The organism is Idiomarina sp. (genome assembly GCF_048260185.1).
Taxonomy (GTDB): domain Bacteria; phylum Pseudomonadota; class Gammaproteobacteria; order Enterobacterales; family Alteromonadaceae; genus Idiomarina.
This window is the reverse complement of record NZ_JBLXHB010000003.1, coordinates 336,935-349,124: the sequence shown is the minus strand read 5'-3', so window position 1 is coordinate 349,124 and position 12,190 is coordinate 336,935. Positions and strand designations below refer to the sequence as shown.

Annotated in this window: 11 protein-coding genes; 5 read left to right on the top strand and 6 right to left on the bottom strand. The window is 46.6% G+C overall.

The genetic code is table 11. The features are described from left to right. Positions 1–10 precede the first annotated feature (10 nt). Positions 11–889, bottom strand: coding sequence for a cation diffusion facilitator family transporter (locus ACN0RF_RS09345; protein ID WP_110012823.1), 879 nt, complete (start codon positions 887–889; stop codon positions 11–13). A gap of 128 nt (positions 890–1,017) precedes the next feature. On the opposite strand from ACN0RF_RS09345, the gene ACN0RF_RS09340 reads away from it, so the two are divergent. The 3 genes from ACN0RF_RS09340 to ACN0RF_RS09330 are packed head-to-tail and all read left to right on the top strand — an operon-like array spanning position 1,018 to position 4,611. Next, positions 1,018–3,099, top strand: a complete 2,082-nt coding sequence (locus ACN0RF_RS09340; protein ID WP_417438779.1) for a TonB-dependent siderophore receptor — start codon at positions 1,018–1,020, stop codon at positions 3,097–3,099. Further along, positions 3,089–4,234: a DUF1624 domain-containing protein gene (locus ACN0RF_RS09335; RefSeq protein WP_417438778.1), complete on the top strand. Its 1,146-nt coding sequence runs from the start codon at positions 3,089–3,091 to the stop codon at positions 4,232–4,234. The genes ACN0RF_RS09340 and ACN0RF_RS09335 overlap by 11 nt, the downstream gene beginning before the upstream one ends. Before the next feature lie 17 nt (positions 4,235–4,251). After that, positions 4,252–4,611, top strand: coding sequence for a MerC domain-containing protein (locus ACN0RF_RS09330; RefSeq protein ID WP_417438777.1), 360 nt, complete (start codon positions 4,252–4,254; stop codon positions 4,609–4,611). Here ACN0RF_RS09330 and ACN0RF_RS09325 read toward each other — a convergent pair. Together ACN0RF_RS09325 and ACN0RF_RS09320 are read right to left on the bottom strand one after the other, a co-directional pair. Next, complete coding sequence (locus ACN0RF_RS09325) at positions 4,608–5,831, bottom strand: permease (RefSeq protein ID WP_417438776.1); 1,224 nt, start codon at positions 5,829–5,831, stop codon at positions 4,608–4,610. The two genes, ACN0RF_RS09330 and ACN0RF_RS09325, sit on opposite strands and share 4 nt — an antisense overlap. Positions 5,832–5,970: 139 nt before the next feature. Further along, entirely contained in the window at positions 5,971–6,873 is a 903-nt protein-coding gene (locus tag ACN0RF_RS09320) for an endo alpha-1,4 polygalactosaminidase (protein ID WP_417438775.1), read from the bottom strand. A 222-nt stretch (positions 6,874–7,095) separates the two neighbouring features. Between ACN0RF_RS09320 and ACN0RF_RS09315 the strand changes: the two genes are divergently transcribed. Beyond that, complete coding sequence (locus ACN0RF_RS09315; RefSeq protein WP_417438774.1) at positions 7,096–7,644, top strand: hypothetical protein; 549 nt, start codon at positions 7,096–7,098, stop codon at positions 7,642–7,644. Between the two features lie 113 nt (positions 7,645–7,757). After that, the gene (locus ACN0RF_RS09310; RefSeq protein WP_417438773.1) at positions 7,758–8,228 is read left to right on the top strand and encodes a hypothetical protein; all 471 of its coding nucleotides are present in this window, start codon (positions 7,758–7,760) and stop codon (positions 8,226–8,228) included. A 214-nt stretch (positions 8,229–8,442) separates the two neighbouring features. Here the strand turns inward: ACN0RF_RS09310 and glmS are convergent, their stop codons facing one another. The 3 genes from glmS to ACN0RF_RS09295 all read right to left on the bottom strand — a co-directional run bounded on the left by glmS (position 8,443) and on the right by ACN0RF_RS09295 (position 12,185). Then, positions 8,443–10,275: a glutamine--fructose-6-phosphate transaminase (isomerizing) gene (gene glmS, locus ACN0RF_RS09305; RefSeq protein ID WP_417438772.1), complete on the bottom strand. Its 1,833-nt coding sequence runs from the start codon at positions 10,273–10,275 to the stop codon at positions 8,443–8,445. A gap of 3 nt (positions 10,276–10,278) precedes the next feature. Further along, positions 10,279–11,649 carry a bifunctional UDP-N-acetylglucosamine diphosphorylase/glucosamine-1-phosphate N-acetyltransferase GlmU gene (gene glmU, locus ACN0RF_RS09300; protein ID WP_273025253.1) on the bottom strand — a complete coding sequence of 457 codons (1,371 nt, stop codon included), beginning with the start codon at positions 11,647–11,649 and terminating at the stop codon, positions 10,279–10,281. Positions 11,650–11,768: 119 nt separating this feature from the next. Continuing rightward, positions 11,769–12,185 (bottom strand): F0F1 ATP synthase subunit epsilon, encoded by a 417-nt coding sequence (locus ACN0RF_RS09295; protein ID WP_011235841.1) that lies wholly within the window; start codon positions 12,183–12,185, stop codon positions 11,769–11,771. Positions 12,186–12,190: the final 5 nt, after the last annotated feature.

Genomic DNA, 12,190 nt, shown 5'->3' with positions numbered 1-12,190 from the left:
TCTTCTCCTGTTAATGGTCTCGACAAGCTTCGTCAGGGTATTCCAGTTCAATGGTGGTATGAGCTAATTCAAACGCTGCCAGCTGCTGTGATATTTGCTGCTTTAAAAGTGCGCGCTCTGAACATTCCAGTTCTTTTGATACCACAATATGCGCTGTTAATACATGACGCTCGCCATCCAGTGACCAAAAATGCAAATGATGGGCGTCATCAACCAGTTCCAGCGAGGTCAGTTGTTCACGTATTTTCCGGTACACTTCAGGGTCTGGAGAGGCCTGAACAAAGAGCTTAACGGTAGAACCCAAGTGACGAAGAACGTTAACCAGAATGAACAAAGTGAAGCCAATAGACAACAGAGGATCGAGAATAGGCCAGTCGACAAAGATTAAAATAATCGACACAATTAGAACCGCAACCCAGCCCAGAACATCCTCTAATAAGTGCCAGTTAAGTACGCGTTCGTTTAACGATTTACCATGAGACAATTTAAACGCCGCATAACCATTTACAATAACGCCGAATACCGCCAGTAACGCCATACCCTCCGCCATTGGCATTACCGGGTCCCATAGACGCGGAATGGCTTCAAATAAAATCCAGATTGAGCCAGCAGTCAGTACAACCGCGTTAATAAAAGCGCCAACCAAAGATAAGCGTTGATAGCCGTAAGTAAAAGTCTGCGTGGCATCTTTACGGCTGAATTTATCCAGCAGCCAGGCCATACCAATAGAAATGCTGTCACCCAGATCGTGCACAGCGTCCGCTAAAATGGCTGTACTATTGGTTAATACTCCACCGATAAATTCAATAACGGTAAAGCACAGATTAAGGAAAAACGCCCAACCAATTCGCTCCGATGAGCTCTCGTGGTGATGATGGTGATGGTGCATAAAGCTCCTTATTACCAATGTTAGTACCCATTCATCTTAATACTAAGCGAGTCAGAATTCGACATCAGAGATTTATTGTTATAATATAACATTACACTTAAACACAATAACTGAGTTGTCTTGGACCCATGAAATACCAAACAGTTACCTTAAGTTTACTCTCTATCATAAGTATGGGCTCGTTTGCGCAAGAACGGGAATCCTTCGAGCACATAGAAGTTAATTACCGTCAGGCTTACCGCGGAGATGTTCCTGTTTCGGAAATTCCTCAGGCAATTACAACACTGGACCGTAGTCTGGTCGATGATATTAATATCTCCCGTTTTCGCGATGTTTTGCTGTTTTCTCCGTCAATTGCTTTGCAAAACGACGGCGGTAACTTATGGGACAGCTACTCTATGCGCGGGTTCCCGGGCAACGAAAATGTACCGACCGGTTATTTAGTTAATGGTTTTTCCAGTGGTCGCGGGTTCGGTGGGCATCGGGACGTTTCCAATATTGAGTACGTAGAAGTTCTGAAAGGCCCGGGCTCTGCTTTGTATGGCCGTTCGGATCCGGGAGGGGTAATTAATGTAGTTACTCGTAAACCACAATACGCGCCGGAAGGTTACTTAAAGACCTCCCTTGGCAGCGATGACCACTATCGTCTTGAAGGAGACTACACCAGCGGTCTTAGCGATAGCCTCGCCATGCGGATAAACGGTGCAATACAGGATGACGACAGTTTCCGCGATCATGTCAGCAGTAAGAAAAAGGTTATTAACCCGTCGCTGCGCTGGCAACTGGATAAAAACACCTCCATACTTTATTCGTTTGAGTTCATGCAGCAGGAGCAGTTGTTTGACCGCGGCATTGTCGTTTTAGATAACAACATTAAAACTGTTCCACGAGAACGCTTTCTGGGCGAACCAAGTGATGACCCTACTAAAATCAATTCACAAGGCCACCAGTTAACCTTTGAGCACTATCTGCAAAACGACTGGTTTTTAACCGGTGGTATTAATGCCAGAGGCACAAAGCTAGACGGCTACTCGTCAGATGCCGAGCTATCCGGCTCGCGCCAGAAACTATTTGAAGACGGCAGCACTCTGACACGTCAGCATCGCCGTCGTGACTATGACTCCGATGATTTATCAGTAAGGTTGGAATTAAGCGGTAACACACAGCTGTTCGGTATGACCCATCACTTATTGATGGGAGCCGACGCATACCGTTATGACTTATACACCTTATTGGCTCGCGCCCGTCCGGAGCCAGGCACTTACGAGCTGGATATTTTTAACCCTCAGTATGGCGCAGCTAAACCAGAACTCCAGACTCAATACATTAACGATGAGAATCAAAAGGGCTTCGGTTTGTACGTGCAGGATCAACTTGAGCTTAATGACCAGTGGCATCTACTGCTGGGTTTAAGGCTGGATCAGTACACACAGGAAACTTTAGAGCTGGTTTCAGGTACTGAATCTGAACAGGATGAAAGCCGGGTGAGTCCGCGCGTTGCACTGAGCTACTTGCCAACGGATAACTTAACCCTGTATGCCAGTTATTCAGAAGGCTTTGTTCCTATTAGCGGCACCGACTTCGAAGGTCAGGGTTTTGACCCGGAAGAGAGCGACTCAGTAGAGCTGGGCATGAAATATTCCGCTCATGGCTTTCGGTTAAATGCGGCTGTTTTCGATGCCACCAAAACCAACATTCTTACGGATGACCCGGATCACCCTGGCTATCCAGCCACGCTGGGCGCAGCAACCAGTAGAGGGTTTGAAATAGAAGGGGGCATGTCGCTGGGCAGTTACACCGACTTACGGGTTGCCTACAGCTACATAAACAGCGAAACAAAAAATGATATTACCGTTTACGACTGGGGCGTGAATGTCCCGGCAGGCAGTGACCTGGTAAATATTCCTCAGAATACCTTTAACGCCATGGTTAAACACGACCTCAGACACTGGCAAATTAATGCTGATATAGGGCTTACTGCTCGCTATGTAGATGACCGTTTAGGCGCCACTGTTGACCAGTCATATCGTCTGCCCAGTTATCAGGTGTTCGATTTGTTCTACACACACCGGTTAACCGACAACACCGAATTACAGATAAACGTTGATAACCTTTTTGACGAGTATTATATGTCGAACGCGTATTCTGCACTTTGGACAACGCCAGGAGCCCCAAGACAATTTTCAGTGAGCCTGACTTATGAATTCTAAAACTATCACGCAAAGAATTAACAGCATTGATGCGTTGCGTGGCCTGGTCATTATATTGATGTTGCTGGACCACGCACGGGAACGGTTATTTTATAACCATCCGGTTGCAGACCCTATGATACTGGAAACTACGGAGCCTGGTTTATTCTGGAGCCGTTTTGCGGCACATTTTTGCGCACCCATATTTGTGTTTCTGACCGGCCTTTCAGCCTGGTTGTATCAGCAAAAACATGACGGCTCCCCCAGTGTCACCCGTGATTTTTTATGGAAGCGCGGACTGTTCCTGGTGATATTAGAACTTACGGTCATCAACTTTTTATGGTTTGGAACCCACCAAACACTGTACCTACAGGTAATATGGGTTATTGGTCTGTGCATGCTCATTCTGGGGGCCTGCGTCAATTTACCGTACCGGCTTCTGTTGGTGCTGGGCCTGCTTATTGTCGCAGGACACAATGCACTGGACTTTATTCAGCTGAACCCGGGTGAGTGGGGTTATACAGCCTGGACACTTCTTCATGACCGCGGCTATATTCTGCAGTCCGACGCGTTATCAATACGAGCCAGCTACCCGTTATTGCCGTGGATAGGTGTTATTTTGCTGGGTTACGCAACCGGGCCTTTGTATTCCAAATCCTTTTCATCTGAGCGCAGAGCCTGTTGGTTGTTAGGTCTAACAGCGTTTTGTCTCGCCGGCTTTCTGCTACTGCGTGGTTTTAATATCTACGGCGAGACACAAATCTGGTCTCAGCAAGAGAGTTTAGCCGCCACCGTGCGAGCTATATTCAATGTGACCAAGTACCCGCCATCGCTGAATTTTCTACAAATAACCTTTGCCGGCATGTTCGCCATGCTGTACCTAATGGAGCGCATACAGGGAAAATGGACAGAAGTTCTGACCGCTTTCGGTGGCGCACCCATGTTTTTCTACATAGTCCACCTTTACGTTTTATTGCTGCTTTATACTCTGGCTACCGCAATTTTAGGCGCACCAAAGGAAGGTTTTATAAGTCTGCCTAATATTTATTGGGTGTGGTTAACCACCATTGTTCTGGCCGCGCTACTGTATAAGCCAACGCAAGCGTTTAACCGATACAAACGTCGCAGCAATAAAGCCTGGGTGAAATATTTATGATGGTTAAGGAGAAAGGGATGAGTGACAGACTCGGCATGTTTTTCTCTGGCCTGTGTTTTGTTCATTGTCTGGCAACGCCAATACTGCTTATTTTTCTGGGAACCAACTCGTTAGCCAGTGTTCTGGAAACACCTTTGTTTCATCGGTTACTATTGCTGCCGGTGTTAACGATGGCGATATTTCAGGGGTATTATGCCTGGAAAAATCCGCAGGCTAAGCTCAGTCGGGTACTACTACCGCTTGGCTGCTTAGCGGTAGTCAGTGCACAATTTTTCCATGGCCCAATTGAAATTTTACTCACTGTTATTGGCTCGCTTACTTTAATTAGTGGTCACTTTTTCCATTTAAAGTACGAGCATTGCGCCGGTCAGGACTAACCGGCGCTACTGGTAAAATAAAAGCCCATTCCGCCTAATAACCAAAGGACACTGATACCGCACAGTCCATTCATGACCTTGTCGCTCAACGAAGAAGAGCCGCCATGGTCATGATGGTGGTGTTCGTGTTCTTTTTGCTTCTGCCGCCAAAGTACAATCATAGCCACGCTTAGCAGTAAGAAAATAAGGTTTAAAACAAAACCATAGTCCAGCTTAAAGTGCTGCTGTTCAGCCGGAGAGGACCACTGCGACGCATCCGGCAGTAGATCAAACGCCAGTAAACCATAATGCATAGCTAAAGACGCCGCGACCAGGCAGGTAAAGAGCATTAAAGCGATGTACAGAGCCATTTTCCAGCCATAGTAACGCGCGTTAATTTTAAGCACCGGCAAAACAATTAAGTCGGAGAAAATAAACGCCATAACCCCGGCAAAGGCCACACCTTCACCAAACAAAACGGCCGCTAATGGAATGTTGCCCATAGAACCAATAAAGGTGAAAAATGCAGCCACCGGACCCACTATCGCTTGTTGAAGTAACGACCAGAAACCCGGGTCACCCTCTGTACCCACACCAATAAACAACCATTCAAAAAACGCACTAGGCACAAAGGCTGAAATAACGCCGGCAACGGTAAAACCAATGAGTACGTCTTGCCAGACCATTTGCCATTCCATTACGTACTTTTGGCCAACTTTCTGCCAGGTATCCTTACTGAAAAGATCCGATAATGTGCTCTCGTGTTGATGTTCGTCGTCCTCTTCGTCTTCTTTTCGCGCATTCTTAATCAGGTTTTGAGGGTTGGTTAGCGTAATAAAGAGCCAGACGAATAGAATTAGCAACAACCCGCCAACGTATTCACCAACTACAAACTGCCAACCAAGGAAAATAGAAATAACAAAACCCAGTTCAATAACCAGATTCGTGGAGGCCAGCATAAACGCCATTGAAGCACTGAACGCAGCCCCTTTGTTAAACAAAGCCCGGGTGGTTGATAGCGCAGCAAAACTGCAGGAACTGGAGATAAAGCCAAAGAAGGTACCCAGCGACACAGACTTCAAGTCATTGCCGCCCATAGCCTTACGCATTCGACGTTTAGTGATAAGCACTTGGATTAAGCTACTGATCAAATAACCTAATACAAACGCCCACAACGCCATCCAGAAAAACCCCAGGCTGGTGTAAGCAGACTCACCCCATAACGATAAAAAATTCTCCATGCTGGCTCCTTGGTCTGGTCAAATTATTTTAGAATTCAGCAGATTAAAATAAAAATATGACTACATTCAAAATAGTAGCTTACGTTAAGCCTGTCCAAAATTGATCCAAACCAAGGAAACTGACCTTTTCTTTAACGCTTTATTTGCCGCAGCTCAGAACGTTTTCCCCATCAAGGTTAAAACCTTCTTTCCATAAACCAGAAATTCCAGCTTCAAGGAAATAAGGACAGGCATTGTTTTCGAATTCCTGCTGGCTGATTTCGCCCTCAGAGCCGTCTTCATAATATTCTTGTACGAACACCGCTTTGTTATTTTTCAGGAAAGTGTCTTCGTAACTGACGCATTCATTCCCGTAGGCATAACACTGTTCGTTTACGGCAAAATCAAAGTCATTAACCAGTTCATTCAGTTGGTCTACATCGTTCTTTAAACCAATGATTAACCCCCGCGAATGTGCGGCATTTGCTAACCATTTATTGTAATTTAGCTGGTCATCGTAAGTGATAATGCCTTTTGTCTCGTCAGTGTTGATATAGCCGTCAATATTGTCAGGTTCAACAGCATCACAACCTGCCGCTTTGGCTAAATCCAGGCGCGATTCCATAATAGGTTTGATATTTTCATTCAGGACAGCCTCATTATTTATGTCCAACCAGACCTCGCCCGGCCAGTCCGCCATTTCACCATCGGCAATAACCGCATCTTCCGAGAACTCACTCGCATCGGGCCGCCAGTCTTCTCGGGTTCCGGCACTGAAATAGCAAATAACTCGTTTACCGTTGGCCTTTAATGAGCTAATGATACTTTCGTCACCACCCTCTGAACCTTCAAATAAGTCGATATCGAATGCCTCGACATCCTTGTTTATATCCAGGTTGTCGTAGTTCTCGAGCTGCCAATGCCAGCTTATTCCCGGCTTGGGTTGCCATATGCCAGATTCCCCATTATCCGTATTTTCTGACGACGAATCGGAGTTACAGGCGGTCAATTGCGAACAGGCTAAAACCAATAAACTTACAGCAAAACAGTTTCGGTTAAACATTGGAGTAATTCCTTAAGTGATCACTCGGGGATTATCAGGCTTTGTCGGGTGGGCGGCAACTCTATTCGCACATCTCTGCCAGGAACTTAATTTAGTCGGTGCTGTGCAACGAATTTAAATTCGCAGACCAGTTACCTAGCTGTTATTTTAAAGGTTAATTAATATACTGAATGACAAGTTGATTCCGACACAACGGAATGAGAAGTTTCAGGAGGAGACGCTATGTTAACTAAAGCTTTTTTTGCCCCTTTTTTAGCGGCTAGCATACTGCTGATATCAAAATCGGCAGTAGCTCAATCGGTTTCCTCAAAAACCGATATGCTCCCCAATGAGCCAAGTACACCCGCTTGCCAGCTTCTGACAGAAAAAGAAGTTCTGGGTCACATCCCTACCGGGGAAGGAGTACATATCGCAGAAGATACTGCCAAGCCAGGATATTCAACCTGTGTTTGGGTAAGAAACGATCTTGATCCCAATCTGGCAGTTAAAGAGCCATTCCAATTAACCGTCACTTGGAACTACCACGACCATGAAAGTGACAACATGGGAGGGTACTCAATAAACCAAGCTCGTCGCTTAGGGGAGTCCGTTGTGGGCACTGGTGATGAGGCATACTGGATTAAAGGCACAATGCCAATGCTGATCGTCTGGTATAAAGAACAGAGCCTGGCTATTCAAATTGCTGGCGGAGAATCTCAACGCAAAGGCAGCAAAATTTTAGCCAGTAAAGCATTGCGTCGAATAAAAGCTGGCGTTGCTAAAGCGAAATAGAGTTGTTAATACCCATGCGTTGACTTCGTTGTCACTGCTTCACTAAAGTTATTATCGCTAAGGTAAAGGAAGTAAAAACCTTTAGGTTTACCTTAAACACAGGAACCTGACTGATGAAATCAATAGGAATAATGTTTGCAGCCGCCCTTGCTTTAAGTCTCTCCGCTAATGCACAAACACCACCTGAACAGTCGATGGATGAGCCATGGGAATCTTTGTATGAAAACCCAGGTAAAACACCTTATGACAACGACCAGTCTGAGCATGGCAAGCTGCTGCAGGCCCGTTGGAAAAGTTGCTCTGGTATGGTTTTAAAAACCAATATGGTCGCCAAAACAGTGGCTGATCTTAAAGATAACCCGGACGATTACTACGTAACCGAAGAGCAGAACCGTAAACAACTGGAACGCTTTTTTCCTACAGATACCGGTACCTACCAGGACACCATTAACGAAAGAATATTAGCCTTAGGCTATGAACACTGGGAAATGGGCCGAGGCGAAGCCAACAGCTCACCGGAGCTGTCTCAACTAGTATGGGACTGGTGTACTAGTCAGACAGCGGATAATTTTAAAGGACTGTGAGTTTCTAGTTGAAGACTCTCAAAGGCATTAACCCTTAACGAAACCAGCAGATCAGCAGTTTTATGCGATTTTAAACCGTCCGTAATAACGGGGTAGAACCCTACTTAGGTTAGCTAACAGGTGGATTTACTTAGCCAAGAAATTTAACAACTTTAATATCTCATTTAAGATCTTTAATGTACACCGACACAAAAAAGGGCCTTTCGGCCCTTTCTTATTCCACAGTAACTGACTTGGCCAGGTTCCTGGGCTGGTCCACATCCGTACCTTTTATCAAGGCTACGTAATAGGACAGCAGCTGTAATGGAACGGTATAGACAATAGGCGCTATCACTTCGTCGCAATGGCAGACGTTAAGTACGGTTAACGAGTCATCGCCTTTGAAGCGGGCGTTTTTGTCGGCAAAAACGTACATCAAGCCGCCGCGAGCGCGCACTTCTTCAACGTTGGACTTCAGTTTTTCCAGCAAATCATTGTTCGGTGCTACGACAATAACCGGCATTTCTTCGTCAATAAGTGCTAACGGGCCGTGTTTTAACTCACCGGCGGCATAAGCTTCAGCGTGAATGTATGAAATTTCTTTCAGTTTTAACGCGCCTTCCATAGCAATAGGGTATTGGTTACCACGCCCCAGGAACAAGCTATGTTCTTTGTTCGCAAAGTCCTGCGCTAACTCTTCAATTTCATCGGCTAAGGACACCGCTTCTTCCAGCTTAGTTGGCAACGCCTGTAGGGCATGAACAACGGCTTCTTGCTGCTGCTCTGGCATGCCGCGATATTTGCCTATACCCAAGGTCAGCATAAGCAGACCGGTTAACTGGGTAGTAAAGGCTTTAGTCGATGCCACGCCAATTTCCGCACCGGCACGGGTTAAAAACGCCAGATCAGATTCGCGCACCATAGACGATGAGCCCACGTTACAAATTGTGAGGCTGCCTTTATAGCCAAGCTTTTTAGATAAACGCAGTGCAGCCAGGGTGTCTGCCGTTTCACCGCTTTGTGAAATAGTCACCAACAAACTGTTCGGGTGAACATAGGACTTGCGGTAACGAAACTCCGAGGCAATTTCAACATTGCACGACACATTCGCCATCGATTCCAGCCAATAACGCGCCACCATACCCGCATGGTAACTGGTACCGCAGGCGACAATTTGAACGTGTTCAATGTCTTTTAAGATACTTGCCGCATCTTCACCAAAAGCGTTATCCAACACAGTAGTTTCAGACAAACGGCCTTCCAGCGTGTTACGCACGGCAATAGGCTGCTCGTAAATTTCTTTCAGCATAAAATGCCGATACTGACCTTTACCACCCGCGTCGTAGCTTACGTCAGATTCAACAACCTCGCGCTCTACCGCGCTACCTTCAGAGTCATAAATGTCGATTTCAGTGCGGTTAATATCCGCAACATCGCCTTCTTCCAGATAGATAAACTTACGGGTTACCGGCAATAAAGCAAGCTGATCGGAAGCCACAAAGTTCTCGCCAATACCCACGCCAATAACCAGAGGGCTTCCGGAACGGGCAACCACTAAACGCTCAGGATATTTGGTATCCATAACCACGGTGCCGTAAGCACCTTCCAGCTGACGTACTGCTGATTTAACGGCAGCCAGCAAATCGCCATGAGTTTTACGCTCATGGTGAATTAAGTGAGCGATTACTTCGGTGTCAGTCTGTGAATTAAAGACATAACCTTCAGCTTGCAGCTCTTCGCGCAGGCGTTCGTGGTTTTCGATAATGCCATTATGCACTACGGCAATTTCGTCTTCAGAACGGTGAGGATGGGCGTTAGCTTCCGTAACCCCGCCATGCGTTGCCCAACGCGTATGGGCAATACCAATAGTGCCGTCTAATGGGTTCTGGTCTATGGCGTCTTTTAATTCCTGTACCTTACCGGTACGGCGTACGCTTTTAAGGTGATTATCAGCGTCGATAACAGCCACACCCGCCGAGTCATACCCCCGGTACTCCAGTCGTTTTAAGCCTTCCAGCAAAATACCTGTTACTCGACGTTCAGACGTCGCGCCTACAATACCGCACATAAGTTAACTTCCTTTTTTCGACTGTGGACGTTGCCATCCGCTGATATTACGCTGCTTGCCCCGGGCTACAGCCAGTTCGTCATCTGCTACCGCCCGGGTTATGACCGAGCCGGCACCGACGGTTGCATTTTTACCAATGGAGACAGGCGCAACCAGAGAGCTGTTTGAACCAATAAAAGCGCCGTCACCAATTTCTGTAAGCGCTTTATTCACACCATCGTAATTGCAGGTAATGGTACCTGCACCAATATTTGCGTATTCACCCACCTGGGTGTCGCCCAAATAGGTTAAATGGCTGGCTTTAGAACCTTTACCCAGGTGGCTTTTTTTCATCTCGACAAAGTTTCCGACCTGCGCTTCATCCGCAAGTTCCGCTCCTGGTCGCAAACGCGCAAAAGGACCGACTTTACAGCCTTTCGCAACTTTTGCGTCTTCAATATGGGAGTTTGCGCGAATAATGGTGTCATCACCAATAACGGAGTTTCTTATGACGCAGTTTGGTTCAATGACAACCCGGTCACCCAGAACCACATTGCCTTCAAACACCGCATTAATATCAATAGTGACATCGCTGCCGGCACTCAGTTTACCGCGACAATCGAAGCGGGCAGGGTCAATTAAGGTAACGCCCTGGGTCATCAGCTCTTCAGCCTGACGCTGCTGCAGTGCTCTCTCTAAAGAGGCTAATTGCTGGCGGTTATTGGCACCTTCCACTTCCTGCGCGTTGTCAGGCTGTGCAGTGGCAATATTAACGCCTTCCCGCGCGGCCATTGCTACAATATCGGTCAGGTAATATTCTTTTTGCGCATTATCATTGCTCAGTTGCTCAAGCCAGCTTTTTAATTTATCGCTGTCGGCAATCATAATGCCGGTGTTCACTTCATTAATCGCTAATTGCTGCGCGTTGGCATCTTTTTGCTCAACAATGCCGGTAACGCTGCGGCGTTCATTACGCACAATACGGCCATAACCTGTAGGCTCCGCAAGCGTCATAGTCAGCAGGCCAAGCGAGGTGTTTGCGCTGGCGGTTACCAATTTAATTAAGGTGGATTCGGTCAGCAGCGGCACGTCACCATACAAAATAATGACTTTTTCACTGCTTTTCAGGTGTGGAATAACCTGCTGAACCGCATGGCCGGTACCCAATTGTTCGCGTTGTTCAACCCAGGTTAAGTCATCACCTGCTATCGCCTGTTTAAGCTGATCGCCGCCATGGCCGTAAATTAAATTAATGGCGTCAGGCTTTAGCGACCTGGCTGTATCAATAACATGCTCTACCATAGGTTTATTCGCCACCTTATGTAGCACCTTTGGCAGCTCCGATCGCATGCGGGTTCCTTTTCCTGCGGCCAGAATAACAACGCGTAACTTCATATTAATGGGTCCTTAATTCAATCGCTGGCGTAAGCCTTATTGCATTAGCTTATTGTAACGACAAAAAAGGCCCTGTTGCACTAACAACAAGGCCTTTTACGTATTTTAACGCAGAAGTTTTAGCGCTTAAGCTTACGAATAATATCGATTTGAGCTAACGCACGCGATAGCTCAGCAATAGCTTCTGCATAGGTCACATCAGAACCTGAATCGGCAATGGCTTCTTCAGCGCGTTTCTTCGCTGCTTCAGCTTCCTGCAAGTCAAGCTCGTCACCGCGAACAGCAACGTCCGCAAGAACAATAACGTGACCAGGCTGTACTTCTAACACACCACCGGCAACATAAAGAAGCTCTTCGTCGCCCGCTTCGCTGACATAACGAACCATACCTGGTTTGATTTTAGTCAGCAGGGGCGCATGACCTGGGTAAATACCCAGCTCACCTTCGCTACCAGTGACCTGAACCGTTTGTACAACGCCTGAGAACAATTTGTCTTCAGCGCTGACAACGTCCAGATTTAATGTTTGTGTTGCCATTCAAA